Below are 22,428 nucleotides of genomic sequence, written 5' to 3' on the forward strand. Positions count from 1 at the left end.
GAACAGCGGCGAACCGATGACGGGAAGCCGGAGGCGATCGAACAGAGGGGAAGGGCCATGGATCAGTTTTGTAGCGCAACCGGAATGCCTGTCTATCCCGGCACCGGCGACGCTACGGTATGGCGGACCGCTCGACGGACCGGCTCAATCGACTCGGCGAAGGTCCTGCGCATAATCGCGCTGTTTGGCTGCGTAGAGCGCTGCCGAGGCCTTGAGCATCGCCTTCTGCATGTCGTCGAGCGGGCGGATCGCCCTGGCCGGCGAGCCGACGATCAGATGGCCCGGCGGGAAGGTCTTGCCTTCGGTGATGAGCGCACCGGCGCCGACGAGGCAGTCTTCGCCGATCACCGCGCGGTTGAGGATCGTTGCGCCCATGCCGATCAGCGTGCGGTCGCCGATCGTGCAGCCATGGAGGATGGCGTGGTGGCCGACAGTGACGTCCGCGCCTAGAGTGCAGGGCGCGCCGGGATCGGAATGCAGCATCGCGCCGTCCTGGACGTTGGTGCGCGCGCCCACCACGATCGGCGTGTTGTCGGCACGAATCATGGCGCCGAACCAGACGCTGGCCAGTTCGGCGAGATGCACGTCGCCGATCAGGTCGGCACTCGGCGCCACCCAGGCGTCGGGGGCGATTTGCGGCCGGTGGCCGCCGATTTCGTAGAGCGGCATCGCCCTTAGAAGAGCGGGGCGGCGGGAAGCTGCATCTTGAGTCCCAGCACCAGTGCGAGGGCGACTGCGCCCATCAGGATCGCGAGCGTCGAGGACAGCGAGAACAAGCCCCAGCCGACCATCGTCACCATCTGCGGATTGGGACGCTGCTCACGGCGGTTGCGCTGCATCGAGAACAGCACGAACATCGCCAATATGGCATAAACGAAGATAAAGAACTCGGTCATCGCACACCCGCCCGCGTGAACCCCCTGCCGTGGTTAGCGGGACAAGGTTAACGCATCAATGCCGGGATTCTGCGGATCGCCGCATTGCAGCAATTATTGGTCGCGTCGGACTGATGGACGCGGCTCGTGAAAATAAATACCATAGATAAAATATCGGGAGACGGGGCTTGAGGAACTTGCTGGGGGTGGCGGCGCTCGCCGCCATGATGGTGTCCGGCACGGCCGCGGCTTCCGAAGTCGAGCGCGTGGCGCACGGCGTGGTGATCACGCCGGACCAGGGCGCGGCGAAGCGGGTGCGGGTGCTCGCTTATGGCGACGCCAGCTTCCGGGTGACGGCGATTCCGGCGAGCGACCTCGATCTGCCGAAGAGCCTGATGGTGATTGTCGACGCGTCGGGCGATCCGGTGGTCACCGAGGCGAAGGGGCTGGTGACGCTCAAGCTGCCCAAAGCGACCGCCGAGATCCGGCTCTCGGATGGGCACGTGCAGTTCCGCGACGCCGCGGGCAAGCTCGTGCTGGCCGAGGAGGCGCGACGGCGCTTCACTGCGACCAGTGCCGACGGCAAGCCTTTCCTCGCCACCGAACAGCAATTCAACCGCGGCACCGACGAGGGCTTTTACGGCCTTGGCCAGCACCAGAACCGGCAGATGAACTATAACGGCGAGGACGTCGAACTCGCCCAGCACAATATGGACATCGCGATTCCGTTCGTGGTGTCGACGCGCAATTACGGGCTGCTGTGGGACAATGCTTCGATCACGCGGTTCGGCAATCCCGCGCCTTATGCGCATGTCGGGCTGGGACTGAAGGTCACCAGCGGCGGCAAGCCGGGCTGGAAGGCCGATTACTTCCTCGGCGACAAGCTCGCGGTGAGCCGGCAGGAGCCGTTCATCGACTATCAGTTCATCAAGGACCAGAAGAACTGGCCCGATGCCGCCAAGGCGCAGACGGTCGCTTCGCCGCAGAGCGGGCAGAACACCGCGGGCGTGGTGGTCGGCAAGCAGACCGTGGTGTGGAGCGGCAGCGTCACCCCGGACAAGAGCGGCACGCACAAGTTCCGGCTCTATTCGTCGAGCTATGTGAAGGTGTTCGCCGACGGCAAGGAAGTGCTCTCCCGCTGGCGGCAGAACTGGAATCCGTGGTTCCACAATTTCGAGCTATCGATGACCGCGGGCAAGCCGGTCACGCTCCGCATCGAGTGGGAACCGAATGCCGGTTACCTCGCGCTCTATCACTCCGACCCGTTGGCGAAGCCCGACCGCAATTCGCTGTGGTTGTCTTCCGATGTCGGGCGGGCGATCGATTATTATTATGTCGGCGGCCGCAACATGGACGAAGTGATTGCGGGCTATCGGGGGCTGACCGGCAAGGCCGAGATGATGCCGAACTGGGCCTATGGCTTCTGGCAGAGCCGCCAGCGCTACGACACGCAGGAGCAACTGCTGTCGGTCGTACGCGAATATCGCAAACGTCAGATTCCGGTCGATAATATCGTGCAGGACTGGTTCTACTGGCCCGAGGATCAATGGGGCTGTCACTGCTTCGACGCGAAGCGCTTCCCGATCCGGTCGGCATGGTGAACGAGGCGCACGCGCTGAACACCCGCGTGATGATCTCGGTCTGGCCCAAATTCTATCCGAACACGAAGAACGCGCAGGAACTGATGGCGAAGGGCTATCTCTATCTGGGCAATCTGAAGGCGAAGGAGAAGGATTGGGTCGGCAAGGGCTATGAGAATACCGACTATGATCCGTATGTGCCCGAGGCGCGGGCGATCTATTTCCGGCAGATGAAGGAGGCTTTGGTCGACAAGGGCTTCGACGCCTGGTGGATGGATGCGACCGAGCCCGACATCCATTCGAACCTGTCGATCGAACAGCGCATCGACCGGATGGGGCCGACCGCGCAGGGACCTGCCGCTTCGTTCTTCAACAGCTTTCCGCTGGTGCACGCCGAGGGCGTCGCCGACGGGCTGCGTGAGGCGCTTCCCGACAAAAGGCCGTTCATCCTGACGCGCTCGGGGTTCGGCGGGATCCAGCGGACCAGCTCGGCGCTCTGGTCGGGCGATATCACCGCCCGCTGGGACGATCTGCGCGACCAGATTTCGGCCGGGGTCAATCTGTCGATGTCGGGGGTGCCCAATTGGACGCACGACATCGGCGGCTTTGCGCTCGAGGACCGCTATACCAAGCAGGAGCCCGCGCACGTCGCCGAATGGCGCGAGCTCAATCTGCGCTGGTTCCAGTTCGGCGCCTTCTCGCCCTTGTTCCGCAGTCATGGCGAGACGCCGAAGCGCGAGATCTTCGAGATCGCGGCGGGCGATCAGGCGATGTACGACGCGATGGTCTGGTACGACCAGCTTCGCTACCGGCTAATGCCCTATATCTACACCATTGCCGCCGACACCTGGCACAAGGACGGCACGATGATGCGCGGGCTGGTGATGGACTTCCCGGGCGATCGCAAGACGTGGAATCTGGACGACGAATATATGTTCGGCCCGGCATTCCTCGTCGCGCCGGTGACCGAGTTCAACGCGCGCGAGCGAGAGGTGTATCTGCCCGCGGGCGCCGGCTGGTACGACTTCGCGACCGGCGCGTTCGTGAAGGGCGGACAGACGATCAAGGCGGCCGCGCCGCGCGAGCGCATGCCGCTGTTCGTCCGTGCCGGCTCGATCGTGCCGACGGGCGCGGCGATCCAGCATGTCGGCGAGCAGCCCGACGGGCCGATCGTGCTCCACGTCTTCACCGGAGCCGACGGATCCTTCTCGCTCTATGAGGATGACGGAGTCAGCCCGGGCTACAAGCAGGGCAAGTTCTCGCGCGTGCCGGTGAAATGGGACGAGGGGACCGGCACGCTGACGATCGGGTCGCGCGCAGGCGGCTATGAGGGGATGCCGGGCAAGCGTGCGATATCGGTGCGGTTCTACGCGCCGGGCCGTGCGGTCGCGCCGGACTTCGCGGAGTCGGCGCAAAGCTTCGTCTATGACGGCACGGCCATCACGGTGCGGCGGCCATGACGGCCGACTGGTAAAAGGGCCGCTCGCACCCCATATCGGGACCATCGCGCCGACCCTATTCGAGCAAGGCGCGGCTGAGAGATGCGTGCGCTCCCGCTCCAACGGGAGACTTATGTGTCACGCGCAATCAATATCGATGCTGATCGGGCCGACGTCATTGCCATGGCGGCGAAGCACAACGCTGCGATCAGCGCGATCGAGCCCCTGCACCCGCGCGGCACGCGTGTGGTCCTGATGAACATCGATGGCGCCGAGGCGGTGGCGAAGGCATTCGGCAAGCGCGTGTTGACCGGTGCCGTCACGCGTACCCGGCTTCGGCCATGAGCCCCTTCGTCGGCCCGGAATCTACCAAGCCGCGTCAGCAGCCGGGCCCGATTTCGAGCCCGATCCCGGAGCGAAGCCGGCCAGATCACCGCGCAGCCTGCGCCGAGCAGGATCTGCACACCGGGAACGAAGCCTGGTTCGAGATTTACCGCGCCGAACGCGTGAAGCTCACTTCGATCCTGTTCTCCGGCGAGGACTGGCGCTGGCGTTTCTGCTCGAGCGGAGGGCTGATCATCGCCTCCGGCACCGGCTTTCGCACCGAGAACGAATGCATCGCCGCAGTCGACGCCCTGCGCAGGAGCGCGGGCACCGCACGCGTGCGCGGGACGTCAGCGCGACCTAGTTGACGACAGGCTCGCGTCGCACCGGCTGCGGCGCGGTTTCCCAGCCGCCGCCGAGGGCGTTGAACAAGGCGACCTGTGCTTCTGCCAGCGCGGCGTTCGACTGCGCCAGCGAGGCGCGGGCGGTCGCCCGGTCGCGCTCGGCATCGATGCGCTGGAGCAAGGTGTCGCGGCCCGCAGAGAAGCGCAGCCCGGCGATGCGCGCGGCGTTGCTCGCAGCGGCCTCGGCCCGGCGAAGCGCGACGTTGCGCTCGATCTCACCCGAGTAACGCGCGAGCGCCTGCTCGACTTCGCGCAGTGCGGTGAGGACCGTGCCGTCGAACGTGGCGAGCGAACCCTCGGAGGTCGCCTCGGCCTGGCGCAGGCGCGCGCGGGCCTGGCCCATGTTCGGGAAGCTCCAGCTGATCAGCGGCCCGAGCGAGAAGTTGAACGAGTCGGATTTGGCGAGATCGCCGATATCCTGCGCGCCGAGCGAGACCGAACCGAGCAACCGGATCGAGGGATAGAGCGCGGCGGTCGCAACCCCGACGCGCGCGGTATCGGCGGCGAGCATGCGTTCCGCCTGGCGGACATCGGGTCGGCGGGCGAGCAATGCGGCGCCGTCGCCGACCGGGATCAGCCCGCTGACCTGCGGCGGCACGGTGCACTGTGCGGCATCGGCATCGGTTTCGGCCGGTGGACGGCCGGTGAGCGTGGCGAGCGCATAGAGCGCGGCGCGGCGTTCGGCCTCGAACTGCGGAACCTGCGAGCGCGCGCTCTCGGAAAGCACCATCGCCTGATCGACATCGCGCTGGGTGCCGCGCCCGGCCTCGAGCAAGCGGCGGGTGAGGCCGAGCGTCTGGTCCTGAAGCTGCGCGGTTTCGCGCGCGACCGCGGCCTGCGCCGCGAAGCTGCATGCCTGCGCATAGGTGCGTGCAGTCTCGGCGGCGATGGCTATCCGCGCGGCGTCGAGCCCGGCCTGCGCTGCGGCGACGTCGCCTCGGCCGGCTTCGATCGCGCGCGAGACCTGCCCGAAGATATCGACCTGATAGCCTGCGTCTAGCCCGACCTGGAAGACGTCGAACTCGGCACTCTGCACGCCCGGGATATTGGACGCGTTCGCTCCTGCCGTTGGCGGGTATAAGAGGCGCTCAGATCGGTGGTCGGCAGCCGCTGGTTGCGTGCCTCCGACAGCAAGGCGCGGGCGCGCCGCAGATTGGCCGCGGCGACACGGATGTCGGTATTGTGCGCCAGCGCGTCGACTACGAGCCGGTCGAGCGCCGGATCGCGGAACAGATGCCACCATTCGCCCTCGACGATGCCGGTCGAGACCTTGGTGACGCCGGGATCGACGAAATTGCCGGCCGCGGTCGGCGGCGTCGCGGGGCGCTGATAGTTCGGGCCGACCGCGCAGGCCGAAAGCAGCCCGGCGGCAAGGAGAGACAGGCGCTTCATGCCGTGGCCTCCGCTTCGGGCGCTTCGGGCTTCTTGCGGCTCAGTTTCGCACGTTGCCGCTCGGTCCAGCTCGCGAGCTTGCGAACTATCACATAGAAAGCCGGGGTGAAGAGCAAGCCGAAGAAGGTCACGCCGATCATCCCGAAGAACACCGCCACGCCCAGCGCCTGGCGCAGCTCCGCCGCCGCGCCGGTCGCGATCACCAGCGGCAGCACGCCGAGGATGAACGCGATCGAGGTCATGATGATCGGCCGCATGCGCTGATGCGCCGCCTGTTCGGCCGCGGCGCGCGGCTCGAGGCCCTGATCTTCCTCACCCTGTCGCGCGAACTCGACGATCAGGATCGCGTTCTTCGCGGCGAGGCCGATCAGCACCACCAACCCGATCTGCGTCAGGATATTATTGTCCAGTCCCATCAAATTCACGCCGAGGATCGCGGCGAGCAGGCACATCGGCACGATCAGGATAACGGCCAGCGGCAGCACGAGGCTCTCGTACAGCGCCGCGAGCAGCAGGAAGACGAACACCACGGCGAGACCGAAGGCGATCACGCCGGTATTGCCCGCCTGGCGCTGCTCGAAGGCGATCTCGGTCCATTCGAAGCCCATGCCCTTGGGCAACGTCCTGGCGGCGAGCGCTTCCATCGAGTCGAGCGACTGGCCGGTGGAGAAACCGGGTTTGGTGTCGCCCATCAGCTCGGCGGCGGGATAGAGATTGTAACGCACCACGCGATACGGCCCGGCATCGTTCTTCAACGCCATCACCGCGCTCATCGGCACCATCTTGCCGGCAGCCGAGCGCGTCTTCAGCGTCTGGATGTCCGACGCGTCGTTGCGATAGGCCGCGTCGGCCTGCGCCGTCACGCGGAAGGTGCGGCCCAGATAGTTGAAGTCGTTGACATAGGCCGAGCCCAGATAGGAGCCGAGCGTCGAATAGATGTTCGCGACCGGCACGCCCATCCGCTCGGCGCGGTCGCGGTCGACCTCGGCGGTCAGGCGCGGGGTTCCGACGTTGAACAGCGAGAAGGCGCCGGCGACGCCCTCCGCCTGGCCTGCCCCCATCATCATCGCCATCGATGCCTGCGCCAGTGCCTGATAGCCCTGACCGCTGCGGTCCTGGATCATCATCTTGAAGCCGCCGCCGGTGCCGATGCCCGGAACGGGCGGCGGCGCGATCACCATGATGTCGCCGCCCTTGATCCCCGCCAGCGCCGGATACAGCGCTTGCTGGATCTCGTCGGCACTCTGCTTGCGATCGGCATGCGGCTTCAGCGCGAAGAACACCACGCCCGCATTCGGCGCGGTTGAGAAGCTCGCACCGTCGAGACCCGCGAACCCGATCGAGGTCTGGATGCCGGGCAGCTTCATCGATTCCTTGATCGTTTCGCGCACCACCGCATCGGTGCGCTGCAGCGACGATCCGGGAGGCAGCGAGACGACGCCGATCAGATAGCCCTGATCCTGCGGCGGAATGAAGCCGCTCGGCGTGGCGGCGAACCGCCAGCCCACGACGAAGATCAGCGCGATATAGACTACGCCGACGATCACCAGCATGCGCACCAGCCGCGCGGTGAGGCGGCTATATTTGTGCGAGAGCCAGGTGAATCCGGCATTGAACTTCTTGCCTGCGCGCCCGGGCAGCCCCAGCAAGCCCGGCCGCGGCGGCTTGCCGTGCTCGGGCTTCTTCAGCACCAATGCGCACAAGGCCGGCGACAGGGTCAGCGAGACGAACGCCGAGAAGACCGTCGCCGACGCGATGGTGATCGCGAACTGCTGGTAGAATGCACCCGAGATGCCGGGGATGAACATCGTCGGCACGAACACGCCGACGAGCACGAGCGAGATCGCGATGATCGCGCCGGACACTTCGTCCATCGTCTTGTGCGCCGCCTCGCGCGGGCCGATGTCTTCCTCTTCCATCAGGCGCTCGACATTCTCGACGACGACGATCGCGTCGTCGACGACGATGCCGATCGCAAGGACGAGGCCGAACAGCGACAGCGTGTTGAGCGAGTAGCCGAAGGCGAACAAGACCGCGAAGGCACCGACCAGCGATACCGGGATCGCGATGATCGGGATGAGCGCGGTGCGCCAGCTCTGGAGGAAGATCAGCACCACCAGCACCACGAGGATCAGCGCCTCGATCAGCGTGTGCTCGACGGCGCTGATCGATTCGGAGATGTACTCGGTCGGATTGTAGTCGATCGAATATTTCATCCCCGCCGGGAAGCTCTGGGCGAGCGTATCGAGCTCTTTCTTCACGGCGTCGGCAGTGGCGAGCGCATTCGATCCCGGCATCTGGAAGATGCCCATACCGACGGCGCTCTTGCCGCCGAGATAGCCGTTGAAGCTATAGTCCTGCGCGCCGAGCTCGATCCGGGCGACGTCGCGCAGATAGGTCAGCCGGCCCTGGGTATCGCGCTTGACCACGACCTTGCCAAATTCCTCGGGCGTGCTCAGGCGGCCCTTGGCCTGGACGCCCAGCTCGAAGGCGGGGCTCGCCTTGCCGTAAGGCGGCTGGCCGACGGCGCCGGCGGCGACCTGAAGGTTCTGGCCGCGGATGGCATTGACCACTTCGTCCACGGTCATGTCGCGTGCGGCGGCGAGGCCGGGATCGATCCACACGCGCATGTTGTAGTCGCGTCCGCCGAACGCCTGCGCCTGGCCGACGCCGGGCACGCGCGCGATCCGGTCGAGCACCTGCAGCGTCACGTAGTTCGAGATATAGGGGATCTCGAGGCTGTTGTCGGGCGAGGTGAAGAACACCACCATCAGGAAGTCGGGCGAGTTCTTGTTCACCGTGATGCCCAGACGTCGCACGTCCTCGGGCAGGCGCGGCTCGGCCTGCTGCACGCGGTTCTGCACCAGCACCTGCGCCTGATCGACATTGGTGCCCTGATTGAACGCGATCGTGATCTGCGTCTGGCCGTTGCCGGTCGACGACGAGGTCATGTAGATCATGTTCTCGACGCCGTTGATCGCCTGCTCGAGCGGCGCGGCGACCGTCTCGGCCAGCGTCTCCGCGCTCGCGCCCGGATAGGTGGCGGTGACCACCACGGTGGGCGGCGCGATGCTCGGATATTGCGCGATCGGCAGCGAGGGAAAGGCGATCGCGCCGACGATCACGATCAGGATCGACAGCACCGCCGCGAAGATCGGCCGCTCGATGAAGAAATGCGGGAATTTCATGCGGGTCGGTCCTTAGCGGACAGTCGCCTGGCCCGAGGCCGGCTCCTGCGTCGGAGCGGTCGGCGCGGCCTGCTTGGTCGGGTCGGCCTTGATCACGCCCTTGACCGGCGAGACCGGCGCACCGGGCTGCAATCGGCCGACGCCGGTGATGACCACGCGGTCGGTGGGCGCGAGCCCGTCACGGACGATGCGCAGCCCTTCCACCATCGCGCCGACCTCCACCGGACGCGGCACCGCCTTGTTGTCGTTGCCGACGACATAGACGAGCCGGCGGGTCTGATCGGTGACGATCGCTTCGTCGGGGATCAGCATCGCCTTGTAGGTGCCCGAACCGAGCAGCCGCGCACGGCCGAACATGCCGGGCGTCAGGAAGCGAGTCGGATTCTGCACCACGGCATGGGCGCGGATCGTGCCTGAATCCGGATCGACGGCGTTGTCGAGGAACTCCATCCGGCCCGTCCAGCGATACTCGCTCTCGTCGGCCAGCTGGATCTGCACCGGGTTGGCGGTGGTGCGCGAAGAGCCACGCTCGCCACGCTGATCCTGGCGCAAATTCTTGAGATAGAAGCTCTCGGCGCCTTCGAATTCGAACCAGATCGGGTCGAGCGACACGATGCGGGTGAGCACGGTCTGGCCGTCGGCGACCGAGTCGCCGATGCTCACCTTGCGGTCCGACATGCGGCCGCTGAACGGCGCGCGGACGGTGGTGAAGCTCAGATTGAGCTCGGCGTTGGTGATCGCGGCGCGAGCGGCGGCCAGATCAGCCGCAGCGGTGCGCTCGGCGGCGATGTTCGCCTCCAACTCCTCGGTGCTGACGGCCTGCGCGGTCGCCAGCTTGCGGCTACGCGCAGTTACCTGCCGGGCGTTCGACAATGCGGCATTGGCACGCGTCGCCTGTGCCTGTGCCTGTGCCAGCGTGGCGCGATAGGGACGGGGGTCGATCGTGAACAAGGGCGCGCCCTGGCGCACGTCCTGTCCGTCGCGGAAATGGATCGCAGTCACCACGCCGTTGACGCGCGGACGGATCTCGACGTCCTGCGGTGCGACGAAGCGGCCGGTATAGTCGTCCCAGTCGACCACCTCGCGCTGGACCGGAGTCGCGACGGTCACCTGCGGCGGGGGCGGAGCAGGCGGGGCCTGTTCTCCACCGCATCCGGCAAGCAACAACAATCCTGCTAATACGTGCGCGCGCCTCACAGACGTCCCCTTTCTGCGGCGCAGCAATTAACGTTGTCAGCCCGGGTTGCAAGCAGATTCGTACCTATCGGTAGTAATTGTCTGAGATGAGCGTCCATGGCGGAAAGGTCAGGCTCGGCGAATGCACATGCAGTTTTCGCCAACACCGAAAGCGTGACTCTCGATACCATCGATTTTTCCCATTCCGACCGCGAGGAATTGCAGCCCTCACAGCATCAGACGCCGCGGCGGCGCCAAATCCGCACGCGGCCGAAACAAATTATTTACGCCGTTTCGGTGGGGTGTTCCAATCGCCGGAAGGTACCGCCTGCGTCGCCGGCTCGTGCGCACCGACGCCTGACCCGTCGCCGGTGATTTCCAGCGAAGGCGCCCGGGCCGGTGAGGACCAAGCGTTGCCCGCCTCACGCTCGCCACCCTGCGGAGAGAGCCAACTCCCGCAGGGCGGAGATGCGTGCCCTGCGCTACATGCGGAAGGACAGGCTGCCCACGAAGGTGCGTCCGTTCTTGTAGAAGGCGGAGGGCCGATCGGGCGTGCCGCTATATTGCAGATAGGTCTCGTCGAGCAGGTTCTGCGCCTGGACGCTGACCGTGACGTTGTCGGTCAGCTTGAACGCGGCCGAAGCATCGAGCTGATTGTACGGCGCGACCATTTCCTGCGAGCCGAGGCGCCCGATCGTCCGGAAATAGGAAGAGCGATAGCTATAGCTCAGGCGCGCCTGGAACGGCCCCTTCTCGAAATAGGGAATGATGTTGACGGTGTGCTTCGAAAGATAGGGGAGGTTGAGGATCTCGGTCGTGTCGAACGTCGTCGAGGTGCTGCTGTCCTGATAGGCATAGTTCGCCTGGATGCCGAACCCGCCCCAGATCTCCGCCTGCCCGTGGACGAGCACGCCGTTGACCTTCGCCTTGCCGCCATTGACCGGCTGCGAGACGCTGTACCGGTTTTCGAGCTGACCGGTCAGCGAGTTGTAGAGCGTGACGCCCTCGCGGCGGGTGTTGACGATGTAGTTGGAGATCTCGCGGCGATAGAGCTCGAGCGAAAGCAGCGCGCCCGGCGCCGGATAATATTCCGCCGTGACTTCGAAGTTGGTCGATTCATACGGCTTCAGATTGGGATTGCCGCCGCCGGCATCATAGGTGACGTCGTTCTGCGTGATCGACGCCGCCAGATCCTGGTAGCGCGGCCGGGAGATCACCTTGGCCGCCGCCCCGCGGAAGATCAGCTTCGGGCTGACTTCATAGGCGACGTTGAATGCCGGCAGGAACTTCAGATAGTCGTTCGCGGTGCTGGTCGGCACCGGGCGCGGATTGGGATCGGCCAGCGTCGGCAGCGCCAGCGCATATTGCGACAGATTCTTGGTGTAGACGAGCCGTCCGCCGATATTGCCGCGCAGCCCGCCGCTCTCGAAGTTGAACTGGACATAGCTCGCCGCGACCGTCTCCTTCACGCGGGTCGAGGCGCCCACCTTGTCCACGAGCGGCGAATTGATCGCATCGGCGAGGATGTCGATGACCGATTGCTCGGGCAGGTTCAGATACTGGGTCGCGCTACCGCTGCCGCCCGTGCCGCTGAAGACGCCGTCGGGGGTCACCAGCGTGTCGACGCCGAGCTGCGAGCCGAGGAGCGACTGCTGGAGATAGTTGTTCACACCGCGCGCATCGACGCGGTTGATATGATGCGTGAAGCGGCCGCCGATCTGCATCTGGGTGAAGAACCCGCCGACCGGAACCGTCGCGTCGAACCCGGCGAACACGTCGCTGTCGGTGGTGACGCTGTAATCGAGGCCACCAATCTGCGCGGCGTTCAGCGGCGCCCCGTTCACGATCACCGGGTTGCCCTCGATCGTCGCGGGATTATTGTTCGGGTTGGTGAAATAATTGGCCGGATTGGTGAGGTCGCCGACGAAGTTCACATCCGCCGTGGTCGGGCTGATGGAATAGCTGAACGGCAATCGGGTCTGGACGTTGAAGAGATATTCGGGGTTCCGCCCGCCCGTCGCCTTGCTCCAGCCGCCGGCGAAGGACAATTTGGCGCCGTCCTCGCCTTCCCAGTCGGCGAAGAAGTTAAGATTGTCGGTCTTGAGCTTGGTATGACGAACGAGCGTATCGAGCTGCGCGCTCTGGCCGGTGGCGGCGCCGAAGCTGGCGTCGGTCACCACGCCGTTCGAGATGGTGGCCGATTGGAGCACGTCGCCGGTCCACGCGCCGGGGATCGTGTACATCGACTGGCTGTAATTGTTGTAATTGCCCTCGATGTGCGTGCCGTTGAGCGTCAGGGTCAGGTCGCTCGTCGGGCGCAGCTGGGCAGTGCCGGCGACGCTGACGCGTTCGCGTTGCTGCTGAAAATAGGCGTAGTTGATGCCGAACGGCGATGCCGCCTTGTCGAGATCGGCGAGCGAGCCGCCGGTGATCACTGCGGCCGGGTTCTTGAGCACGCGCTCGCCCGCGCCATTCGTCGTCATGAACGGGCTGCCGGAGCCGTCGGCATTGTCGTAGCCGAAGAACTCGACGCCCGAGCGCACGAGATTCTGCTTGTCATAGGTAGCTGCGATCAGGACGCCGAACGTCTCCGCGTCGTTCTTCCAGCTGTACAGGCCGGAGCCGCGGATGTTCCCCTTCTCCGCGCGATCATTGTACGAATAGCCGCCCGAGGCGAAGATCGAATTGGCTTCCAGTTCGAGCGGCCGGCGCGTGCGGACGATCACGGTGCCGCCGAGGCTGCCTTCCTCGATCCGCGCCTCGGGCGATTTGTAGACCTCCAGCCGGTCGACCAGCTCGGGTGCGAGCAGCGAATAATTGAAGGTGCGGCTGCTGGGATCATTGTCGTTCCCGCCCCAATCGGCCGAGGCGAGACCGTGACCGTCGAGCAGCATGCGGTTGAGCGCGGGATCGGTGCCGAGGATCGCGACCTTCTCGCCCTCGCCGAAGCGGCGGTCGATCGAGACGCCGGGAATGTGCGACAGGGATTCGGCGACGTTGCGATCGGGGAACTTGCCGATATCTTCCGAGGAGATCGCATCCATCACGGCGTTCGCGTTGCGCTTGAGCTCGATCGACTGGCGAAGGCTGCTGGCATAGCCGGTGACGACGATCTCCTCGCCGGCGGCATCGGGGCCGGACTGGGCGGTGGTTTCGCTCTGCGTTGTCGTCGCGGGTGGCGTGGCGGGAGCCTGTTGTGCCTGTGCGCTCGCGGCGAAGCCGGTCAGGGCGGAGCTCAGGAGGATCGTCTGTCGCAAACGCATCACAATATTCCCCTTCAAAACACGGACCCCGATGCAGCGGATGTCCAAACTCCCGGCTGACGATCGCGCCGGACTCGCCGCTTCGTCACGATTCGGTTCGGGATCGGGGAAGCGTACCAATCGACATAACCAAAGCATACCAATTGAGCGATCGGCTGATCTCTCCACACGTCGCGATAAACGTGCCTTTTGTCGTGTTTTAGGAGAGGATTGGCGTCTTCAGCCTCAAAGTGAGGCGGAGAGTTGGGCCGTGCCAGGGTGGGGTTAGGCGTAAATGGTATAGTACCAACTACGCGCCTGGAGCGCGGGCGCCGGATCTAGAGGTCGCTGAGCTCCGCGACGAAATCATAGGCGTCCCCGCGATAATAAGAGCGGGTGACCTCGGCAGGGCGGCCGTCGCGCAGAAAGGCGCGACGCTCGATCAGCAGGCCGGGATGGCCGGGGTCGACGCCCAGCATCCGGGCGTGTTCGCCCCCGAAGGGCACGGCCCGGAGCCGCTGCAGCGCCCTCACCGGGCGATTGCCGGCTTTTTCGAGCGCGCCGTACAGCGAGTCCTGCACCACATCGACCGATGCGAGGCAGTAACCGGCGATGGTCGAGAATTCGAGCGCCATCGGCTCGTCATCCGCATAGCGGATACGCGCGAAGCGCAGCACCGGCGCGCCGGGCGAGAGACCCAGCATCATGGCCTCTTCGGGGTTCACCGTGCCGGGCGCGCGGGAGATCCAGCTGCTGCTGGCCTTGCGGCCGCGCGCCGCCATGTCTTCGGTGAACGAAGAGAGCTTGGAGAAACTTTTTCGACGCGACCGGTGACGAACGTCCCCGCGCCACGACGCCGCGTAAGCAAACCTTCCTCCACCAACCCCACGATCGCCTTCCGCACGGTGATGCGTGCCACTTCATATTCGACGGCAAGGTCGCGTTCGGGGGAATCGCATCGCCCGGAGTGAGGATTTCGGAGCTGATTGCGTCGCGGATGATCTGCTGGAGCTGGAGGTAGAGCGGCGATGGATTGTCTGCGCGGAAACGCCCGATCTGATCCGAGAATGCCATCAATACTCCCCGCCGCGCCCTCGCGGCTGTTGCCCCTCGGTTCGCCGCGACGCTATCGCAACATGCCCGATCGGGCAATGGGATGGTTGTGGATTCATATTGGTCTCTTTCTTGCCACCTCAGGATGTGAGCCGCGACGGGCCTCCCGCGGCCGCAGTAGAGCTCGCGTCGAACGCGGCTATTGTGTCGCAGGACCTATATTGGTTACATCATCGGATCGCGTCTTCGGGACGCCAGCGGGAGTAGGCGATGCGGGTTCTCAGGGTGCTGCGGCTACGCCATGTCGGTTGGGCGGCGTTGCTATGCGGTTCCTCGGTACTGGCGCAGTCCGCCGATCCGCTCCCGCTGACGCCGCTCCCGCAATCGATCGTGCACGGGACCGGCAGCATCACGATAGGGGACGGAGCGACGATCGCGGTGGTGCGGGGCGATGCCGGCGCTGAGGCTGCGGCGCGCGTGCTGACGGCGCACGTGAAGGTCGAGCGTGGGCTCACGCTGGCGACTCGCGAGGGCGACGGTACGATCACCCTGGTCCGCGATGCATCGGTGCAAGGGGACGAGGCCTATCGCCTGGTAGTAAACGCCCGGGGCATCCGCATCAGCGCTTCGGGCGATCGCGGTTTACTCTACGGCGCAATGACGGTGGCGCAGTTGCTCAGCCCCGATCGGGCTTTCGGCAAGCCGGTCAAGGTGCCGGCGGTGACGATCGAGGATGCGCCGCGCTTCGGCTGGCGCGGGCTGATGCTGGATCCGGTGCGTCACTTTCAGCCGATCGAATCGATCTACGCCGTGGTCGATCAGATGGCATCGGTGAAGCTCAACACGCTGCACCTGCATCTCACCGACGACCAGGGCTGGCGCTTCGAGGTAAAGCGCTATCCCAAGCTCACCGAAGTGGGCGGCTGGCGCATCCCGCCGTCGACCGGCGGGGCGCCGGGGCCCAAGGTCGGCGGCTTCTACACGCAGGAGCAACTGAAGGCGCTGGTCGTCTATGCCGCCGAACGCGGAATCACGATCGTTCCGGAGATCAATCTGCCGGGCCATGCCCAGGCGCTCGTCGCCGCCTATCCCGAGCTCGGTGTTTTCGGCGACCAGCCGGAAGTATCGCATGATTGGGGCGTCAATCCCTATCTGTTCGATCCCGGATCCAAGGGCATCGCCTTCGTCAAGGAAGCGCTCGACGAAGTGATGGCGGTATTCCCCGGCACCTATATCCATCTCGGCGGCGACGAGGCGGTCAAGGACCAGTGGGAACGCTCGCCCCGCGTTCAGGCGCAGATCAAGGCGCTGGGACTCGAGAACGAGAACCAGCTGCAGAGCTGGATGGTCGATGAATTCGGCAAGTATCTGGCGAGCAAGGGGCGGCGGCTGATCGGCTGGGACGAGATCTTGGAAGGCGGGCTGCCTCCCTCGGCTTCGATCATGTCGTGGCGCGGCGAAAAGGGCGCGGTCGAGGCCGCCAACCAGAATCACGACGTGGTGCTGACGCCGGCGCCGACTCTGTATCTCGACAGCCTGCAAAGCGATCGCAGCGACGAGCCGCCGGGGCGGCTGTCGATCCAGACGCTCGCCGACGTTTACAAATACGAGCCGATGCCGGCGGGGATCGACGCCGAGAAGGCGAAGCATGTGCTCGGCGCGCAGGGCAATGCGTGGAGCGAATATCTGGCGACGCCCTATCAGGTGCAGCACATGATCTTCCCGCGCGCCGCGGCGATTGCCGAGATCACCTGGTCGGCGAAGGAGAAGCGCGATTTCCCGAGCTTCCTGACCCGGATCGACCCGCAGATCCAGCGCTGGCGCCGCTCGGGGGTGGAGGTCGCCGACAGCGCGTTTGCGGTGGGTTTCCAGCTTCAAGGCACGCGCGGCGAGGCACTGCGCGCCAACCGGGCGAGCGTCGCGCTGTCGACGCAAGCGCCCTATGGCACGATCCGCTACACACTCGATGGCAAGGTCCCGACGGCCAAATCGCCGCTGTACAAGGCGCCGTTGTCGCTGAAGCCGGGCGTAACGATTGAGGCCGCCGCGTTCGACACCGCGGGCAATCCAACCGCGCAGCCGCGTAGCTTCGACACCGGCCGCGCTGCATTGCTCACCCGGACGAGCTCGGAACTGGTCGCCTGTCCGCGCGGCGCCTTCGGCCTGCGCGTACCGCTGACGTCGGAATCGCCCGAGAATACCCCGGCGTTCAACGTCAATCTGTTCGACACGTGCAGCGCCTATCCGGCGGCACCGCTCGACGTGGCGAAGAGTTTCTCCGTCGATGTCGCCCGGCTGGCGCGGCATTACGGGCTCGCGCATGAAGCCAAGGCGCTGCGCTCGCATTTCAACGTAACCACTTATGGTGAGCTGGTGATCTCCGCGCGCTGTATCGCCGCAGCCGGAGACAAGACGATCAAACCGATCGTCGTCGCCAGCTTCCCGTTGCCCGATCCGAAAACCGCTCCGACGCGGTTCAGCTTTTCAGGCACATTGCCGGCGATGGCGGGGGACGAGGATCTGTGCTTCCAGTTCACTTCGCCGCTTTCCGACCCGTTCTATGCGGTCGAGCGTGCCACGCTGAGCGAGGCCGCGAAGTGAAAGCGCGCGCACTTGCATTGTTGCCCGCGCTTTTCGCCAGCGTCGCCGCCTGGGCGGCGCCGCGCGAGACGGTTTCGCTCGACGGCGCGTGGGAAGTGCGGATCGATCCTGCCGACGAAACGGCGAAGGCGCACCCGAAGGAGGCGCAATGGTTCCCCGCGCGCGTGCCCGGCAGCGTCCAGCAGGATTTGATTGCCGCCGGCCGCGTCCCCGATCCGTTCAAGGGGATCAACGAAGCAAGGATCCAATGGGCGGGGCTGACCAGCTGGCAGTTCCGGCGCGTGATCGAGGTGACGCCCGCGATGCTGGCGCGCGACCATGTCGAGCTGGTGTTCGATGGGCTCGATACCTTCGCGAGCGTGTCGCTGAACGGTAAGCAATTGCTCGCAGCCGACAACGCGCATCGCCGATGGCGGGTCGACGCAAAGGGCGTGTTGAAGACTGGCCGCAACGAACTGATCGTCCGCATCGCCTCGCCGATCCGCACGCTCCAGCCGATGGTGCTGGCCGAGGCCAATCCGCTGCCAGGCGAATATGATTCTGCATTTGGCGACGAGCCCAAGGGCAAGCAGACTTCGCCGTACATCCGCAAACCCAAATACCAGTATAGCTGGGACTGGGGCCCGCGGCTGGTCAATATCGGCGTGTGGCGGCCGGTGCGGATCGAGGCGTGGGACGAAGCGCGGATCGACGGTTTTCGCGTTGATCAGGAAGCGCTCAACGACGCGGAGGCGCGGCTGGTAGCGCACTGGCGGATCGTCGCGGGCGCTCCCGCTAACGTGACGTTGCGCGCGCGTGTGACCGGGCCGGACGGCAAGCAAGTCGAGGTCAGCCGGTCCGCCAGCCTCGTCGCGGGCGAGAATTGGGTCAGTGCACCGCTGACGGTCGAGAAGCCGCAACGCTGGTGGCCCGCCGGCTATGGCGCGCAGCCGCTTTACGCGGTCGAGGCGACGCTCGATGCCGGCGGCGCGACCGAAGACCGGGTGATCCAGCGGATCGGTCTGCGCACCACCGAGTTCATCCGCAAGGACGGCAGCTTCGGCTTCCGGATCAACGGCGTGCCGATCTTCGCCAAGGGCGCCAACCTGATCCCGTTCGACAATTTCCCGTCGCGGGTGGGCGAGGCGCAGATGCGCCAGATCCTGACCAGCGCGCGCGACGCTAACATGAACATGATCCGCGTCTGGGGTGGCGGCTATTATCTCGACGATGCCTTCTACAGAACGGCCGACGAGATGGGCCTGATGATCTGGCAGGACTTCATGTTCGGCGGATCGATCACGCCGCCCGACGCGGCGTTCCGCGAGAATGTCCGGGTCGAGGCCGAGGAACAGGTCGAGCGGCTCCAGCCGCATCCGTCGGTGGTCGGCTGGGCCGGCGGCAACGAAGTGCTGTCCGGGTGGGAAAACTGGTCCGATCGCAAGGCGTTCAAGAAGCGCATCGGCGCCGACGAGCAGGAACGGATCGGCACGGGCATGGCGGTGCTGTTCGATCGGGTGCTGCGCGAGGCAGTGACCAAAAACGCGCCGGGCACGCCCTATTGGCCCGGTTCGCCCTCGAGCGACTATGAAGGCCCGACCGACACGGACAAGGATGGCGACCGCCATTTCTGGGACGTTTGGTCGGGATCCAAGCCGGTCGAGCGCTATCTCGATTCATGCCCGCGCTTCATGTCCGAATATGGCTTCCAGGGAATGCCCGATCTGTCGACGATCCGCGGCTTCGCGGGCAAGGGCCCGCTCGCGATCGATAGCCCGGTGCTCAAGGCGCACCAGAAGTTCCTGGCGGGCGAGGGCAATGCGCGGCTCCAGCTCTATCTCGATCAAAGACTGCGCAAGCCGAAGGACTTCGCCGACCTCGTCTATCTGACGCAGGTCAATCAGGCGCAGGCGATCGACATGGCGGCGCGGCACCACCGCGGCTGTCGTCCGGTGACCTTGGGCTCGCTCTATTGGCAGCTCAACGACACTTGGCCGGCGATCTCGTGGGCGAGCGTGGATTATGAAGGCCAATGGAAGTTGCTCCATTATGCCGCGCGCCGCTTCTTCGCGCCGCAGGCGATCGTTGCCGAGCACAAGGACGGCGCTACCCGCGTGGCGCTGGTCTCGGATGCAACGACACCCATCGCCGCCGAATGGCGCGTCCGCGCGTTCGACATGGCCGGCAAGGCGCTCCGCACGAGAGGCGCGGTGGTCACGCTCGAGCCGCTGGGAGCGCAGGAGGCGGCGAGCATCGCCGACGCCGAATTGTTCGCGGGTGCCGACGCCAAGGCGAGCTTCGCGGTCGCCGAGTTGCTGATCGACGGGCGCAGCGTCTCGCGCACGATCGTCGAGCGCGCGCTGCCCAAGGACATGGCCTATCCAGCGCCTGCGCTGATCACGCGTTGGGAGGGCAAGCGGGTGACGATCACGGCGGGCTCGCTCGCCCGCGCCGTAATGCTCGATTTCGGCGATCTGGCGGCGCAGCCGAGCGATGACGGTTTCGACTTGCTCGCCGGCGAGAGCGTGACGATTGACGTGGGTTCCGATGCCTCTGCCGCCGCGCTCAAGCGCGCGCTGACGCTCCGCACCTTGGGACCGCAGCGATGATCCTTCCGTTCCTGCTCGCCGGTGCCGAGCCCGACCCCGACGCAGTAGCCAAAGCGATCGCCACGATGACCGTCGAGGAGAAAGCAGCGCAGCTCCAGAGCACTGCGCCTGCCGACACCGAGGCCGAAATCCCGGCCTATGACTGGTGGAACGAGGGGCTGCACGGGCTGGCGCGCAACGGCTACGCCACCGTCTTTCCACAGGCGGTCGGGCTGGCGGCGACATGGGACAGCGCGCTGATGCAGCGCGTCGGCGACGTGGTGGCGACCGAGGCGCGGGCGAAGTTCAACGCGCGTCCAATTGGCGCCGATCGGCGGATTTATGAGGGACTGACGATCTGGTCGCCCAACATCAACATCTTCCGCGATCCGCGCTGGGGGCGGGGGCAGGAGACTTATGGCGAGGACCCGTATCTGACGGGGCATCTCGGCGTCGCTTTCATCCAGGGGATGCAAGGTCCCGACCCGGCGCATCCCAAGGTGATCGCTACCCCCAAGCATTTTGCCGTGCACAGCGGCCCTGAAGCCGGGCGCGACGGCTTCGACGTCGATCCGAGCCCGCAGGATCTGGAATCGACCTATCTCCCCGCGTTCCGGCTCGCGGTGACCGAAGGCAAGGCACGCTCGGTGATGTGCGCGTATAATTCGATCCACGGTGTGCCGGTCTGCGCGCTGCCCTCGCTGATGATCGATCGGCTGCGCGGTGACTGGGGGTTTCGCGGCTTAACCGTCTCGGACTGCGATGCCGTGGCCAACATTCATCTGTTCCACCATTACCGGCTCGACGGCGCGGCGGCGGCGGCGGCGGCGCTCAGGGGCGGCAACGACCTCAATTGCGGATCGGCTTATGCCGCGCTCCCGCAGGCAGTGAAGCGCGGGCTGGTGACCGAGGCCGAGATCGACACCGCGCTGACCCGCGCCCTCTCTGCCCGGCAGGCGCTCGGCACCTTGTTCGGCGCGGAAAGCCCGTGGAACCGGATCGCGCCGAGCGAAGTCGGCACGCCCGCGCACCGCGCGCTGGCGCTGGAGGCGGCACGCAAGGCGATCGTGCTGCTCAAGAACGATGCCGGCCGGCTGCCGCTCGCCAAGGGCAGCCGCATCGCGGTGATCGGCGCCGATGCCGACGATCTGAATATACTCGAAGCCAATTACCATGGCACGGCGAAGGATCCGGTGACCCCGCTGGAGGGCATCCGCCGCCAGTTCGGCGCGGCGAATGTGCGTTATGCCCAAGGCTCGATATTGGCCGACGGCGCGCCGGTGGTGGTGCCCGAGACGGCGCTCGTCGCGGACGGCAAGCCGGGGCTGAAGGCGGAGTATTTCGCGAGCTCCACCGTGACGGGCACGCCCGCGGCCGTCCGGCAGGATCGCCGGATCGACTTCAACTATACCCGCGCCGCGCCCTTGCCCGAACTCGATGCCAAGGGTTTCGCGGTCCGCTGGACCGGCCAGCTCGTGCCGCCGGGCCCGGGCCGCTACACGCTGGCGATCGACCTGCCGGCCTGCTGGAAGGACTGCACCAGGCACGACGCGATGCGGCTGTGGATCGACGGCAAGCCGCTCCATCAGGGGCTGCTCGGCAAGGCGCGCGTCGAAGTCCCGCTGGTGAGCGATGGACGGCGCCACAGCTTCCGTCTCGAGCTCGACCATCACGGCGAGGACGAAGGCATCAGGCTGTTGTGGCTTCCACCGGCCGAACCCTTGCTCGAACAGGCGGTCGCGGCGGCACGGGATTCGGACGTGGTGGTCGCTGTGCTCGGCCTCTCGCCCGATCTCGAGGGCGAGGCACTGCAGGTCAGCGTCCCCGGATTCGTCGGCGGCGACCGGACAGACGTCGCGTTGCCGCTGGCGCAGCAGCGGCTGCTTCAGGCGCTCCGCGATACCGGCAAACCGGTGGTGCTGGTGCTGACCAGCGGCAGCGCGGTGGCAGTGGATCCGGCGATGGCCGACGCGATCCTCACCGCATGGTATCCGGGCGAGGCGGGCGGCACTGCGATCGCCGAGACACTGGCCGGGCTCAACAACCCTTCGGGGCGCCTGCCGGTCACCTTCTACAAGACCACTTCAGATCTGCCGGCCTTCGTCGATTACGGGATGAAGGAGCGCACCTATCGGTTCTTCACCGGCACGCCGCTTTGGGGCTTCGGCCACGGGCTGAGCTATACCAATTTCGCTTATGCCGGGCTGGAGGCGAAGGGCGCGAGTACCGCCGCTCCGGTCGAGATTCAGGTAATGGTGCGCAATAGCGGCGCGCGGGCGGGCGAGGAGGTCGTGCAGGCCTATCTGGTGCCGCCGGCGGCGAAGGGCGGCGCGACGCTGACTACGCCGGTGCTCCAGCGCCAGCTGGTCGGCTTCCGCCGCGTGGCCTTGGCGCCGGGAAAGGCGCAGACGCTGCATTTCGCGCTCGATCGGCGCAGCATCAGCACCGTCGCCCGCGACGGCACGCGCCGCGTGGTGCCCGGCGCTTATCGGCTCTGGGTGGGCGGCGGCCAGCCCGGCGACGGGCCCGGTCAATGGGCCGACTTCACACTGAGTGGGGATGCGCTGGAACTGCCGAAATAGCGCAC

General features: G+C 66.0%; 13 protein-coding genes and 2 pseudogenes. 7 read left to right on the top strand and 8 right to left on the bottom strand.

Annotation, left to right across the window (positions count from 1 at the left end):
- Window positions 1-144 precede the first annotated feature (144 nt).
- Together PIB19_RS01610 and PIB19_RS01615 are read right to left on the bottom strand one after the other, a co-directional pair.
- Window positions 145-669 carry a gamma carbonic anhydrase family protein gene (locus PIB19_RS01610; protein ID WP_271239416.1) on the bottom strand — a complete coding sequence of 175 codons (525 nt, stop codon included), beginning with the start codon at window positions 667-669 and terminating at the stop codon, window positions 145-147.
- A gap of 5 nt (window positions 670-674) precedes the next feature.
- Entirely contained in the window at window positions 675-896 is a 222-nt protein-coding gene (locus PIB19_RS01615) for a hypothetical protein (RefSeq protein WP_271239417.1), read from the bottom strand.
- Between the two features lie 206 nt (window positions 897-1,102).
- Here PIB19_RS01615 and PIB19_RS01620 point away from each other — a divergent pair.
- The 4 genes and pseudogenes from PIB19_RS01620 to PIB19_RS01635 form a co-directional block, all read left to right on the top strand.
- A pseudogene (locus PIB19_RS01620) lies at window positions 1,103-3,516 on the top strand (TIM-barrel domain-containing protein); the annotation flags it as partial.
- A 27-nt stretch (window positions 3,517-3,543) separates the two neighbouring features.
- Entirely contained in the window at window positions 3,544-3,915 is a 372-nt protein-coding gene (locus tag PIB19_RS01625) for a DUF5110 domain-containing protein (protein ID WP_271240884.1), read from the top strand.
- 114 nt (window positions 3,916-4,029) lie between these two features.
- Window positions 4,030-4,239, top strand: a complete 210-nt coding sequence (locus PIB19_RS01630) for a hypothetical protein (protein WP_271239418.1) — start codon at window positions 4,030-4,032, stop codon at window positions 4,237-4,239.
- Window positions 4,236-4,586 carry a YegP family protein gene (locus tag PIB19_RS01635; protein ID WP_271239419.1) on the top strand — a complete coding sequence of 117 codons (351 nt, stop codon included), beginning with the start codon at window positions 4,236-4,238 and terminating at the stop codon, window positions 4,584-4,586. The genes PIB19_RS01630 and PIB19_RS01635 overlap by 4 nt, the downstream gene beginning before the upstream one ends.
- Here the strand turns inward: PIB19_RS01635 and PIB19_RS01640 are convergent.
- The 6 genes and pseudogenes from PIB19_RS01640 to PIB19_RS01660 all read right to left on the bottom strand — a co-directional run bounded on the left by PIB19_RS01640 (window position 4,579) and on the right by PIB19_RS01660 (window position 14,694).
- Entirely contained in the window at window positions 4,579-5,658 is a 1,080-nt protein-coding gene (locus PIB19_RS01640) for a TolC family protein (RefSeq protein ID WP_336297235.1), read from the bottom strand. The genes PIB19_RS01635 and PIB19_RS01640 overlap by 8 nt on opposite strands.
- The gene (locus PIB19_RS22715) at window positions 5,619-6,014 is read right to left on the bottom strand and encodes a TolC family protein (protein ID WP_336297236.1); all 396 of its coding nucleotides are present in this window, start codon (window positions 6,012-6,014) and stop codon (window positions 5,619-5,621) included. The genes PIB19_RS01640 and PIB19_RS22715 overlap by 40 nt, the downstream gene beginning before the upstream one ends.
- Window positions 6,011-9,202: an efflux RND transporter permease subunit gene (locus PIB19_RS01645; protein WP_271239420.1), complete on the bottom strand. Its 3,192-nt coding sequence runs from the start codon at window positions 9,200-9,202 to the stop codon at window positions 6,011-6,013. Before PIB19_RS01645 ends, PIB19_RS22715 begins: the two co-directional genes overlap by 4 nt.
- Window positions 9,203-9,214: 12 nt before the next feature.
- Complete coding sequence (locus tag PIB19_RS01650) at window positions 9,215-10,312, bottom strand: efflux RND transporter periplasmic adaptor subunit (RefSeq protein WP_271239421.1); 1,098 nt, start codon at window positions 10,310-10,312, stop codon at window positions 9,215-9,217.
- Window positions 10,313-10,860: 548 nt separating this feature from the next.
- A complete protein-coding gene (locus tag PIB19_RS01655; protein ID WP_271239422.1) occupies window positions 10,861-13,641 on the bottom strand; it encodes a TonB-dependent receptor in 2,781 nt (926 codons plus the stop codon).
- A gap of 317 nt (window positions 13,642-13,958) precedes the next feature.
- Window positions 13,959-14,694 (bottom strand): annotated as a pseudogene (locus PIB19_RS01660) (GntR family transcriptional regulator).
- 249 nt (window positions 14,695-14,943) lie between these two features.
- On the opposite strand from PIB19_RS01660, the gene PIB19_RS01665 reads away from it, so the two are divergent.
- The 3 genes from PIB19_RS01665 to PIB19_RS01675 are packed head-to-tail and all read left to right on the top strand — an operon-like array spanning window position 14,944 to window position 22,423.
- A complete protein-coding gene (locus PIB19_RS01665; RefSeq protein ID WP_271239423.1) occupies window positions 14,944-17,274 on the top strand; it encodes a beta-N-acetylhexosaminidase in 2,331 nt (776 codons plus the stop codon).
- A complete protein-coding gene (locus PIB19_RS01670; protein ID WP_271239424.1) occupies window positions 17,271-19,862 on the top strand; it encodes a beta-mannosidase in 2,592 nt (863 codons plus the stop codon). Before PIB19_RS01665 ends, PIB19_RS01670 begins: the two co-directional genes overlap by 4 nt.
- Window positions 19,859-22,423 carry a glycoside hydrolase family 3 C-terminal domain-containing protein gene (locus PIB19_RS01675; protein ID WP_271239425.1) on the top strand — a complete coding sequence of 855 codons (2,565 nt, stop codon included), beginning with the start codon at window positions 19,859-19,861 and terminating at the stop codon, window positions 22,421-22,423. The genes PIB19_RS01670 and PIB19_RS01675 overlap by 4 nt, the downstream gene beginning before the upstream one ends.
- Window positions 22,424-22,428 lie beyond the last annotated feature (5 nt).

This window comes from Sphingomonas sp. 7/4-4 (assembly GCF_027941955.1).
GTDB lineage: Bacteria > Pseudomonadota > Alphaproteobacteria > Sphingomonadales > Sphingomonadaceae > Sphingomonas.

Coding starts and splice junctions, on each gene's coding strand:
- PIB19_RS01610 (WP_271239416.1), bottom strand. CDS start 669: ATGCCGCTCTACGAAATCGGCGGCCACCGGCCGCAAATCGCCCCCGAC.
- PIB19_RS01615 (WP_271239417.1), bottom strand. CDS start 896: ATGACCGAGTTCTTTATCTTCGTTTATGCCATATTGGCGATGTTCGTG.
- PIB19_RS01625 (WP_271240884.1), top strand. CDS start 3,544: ATGCCGCTGTTCGTCCGTGCCGGCTCGATCGTGCCGACGGGCGCGGCG.
- PIB19_RS01635 (WP_271239419.1), top strand. CDS start 4,236: ATGAGCCCCTTCGTCGGCCCGGAATCTACCAAGCCGCGTCAGCAGCCG.
- PIB19_RS22715 (WP_336297236.1), bottom strand. CDS start 6,014: ATGAAGCGCCTGTCTCTCCTTGCCGCCGGGCTGCTTTCGGCCTGCGCG.
- PIB19_RS01645 (WP_271239420.1), bottom strand. CDS start 9,202: ATGAAATTCCCGCATTTCTTCATCGAGCGGCCGATCTTCGCGGCGGTG.
- PIB19_RS01655 (WP_271239422.1), bottom strand. CDS start 13,641: ATGCGTTTGCGACAGACGATCCTCCTGAGCTCCGCCCTGACCGGCTTC.
- PIB19_RS01665 (WP_271239423.1), top strand. CDS start 14,944: ATGCGGGTTCTCAGGGTGCTGCGGCTACGCCATGTCGGTTGGGCGGCG.
- PIB19_RS01675 (WP_271239425.1), top strand. CDS start 19,859: ATGATCCTTCCGTTCCTGCTCGCCGGTGCCGAGCCCGACCCCGACGCA.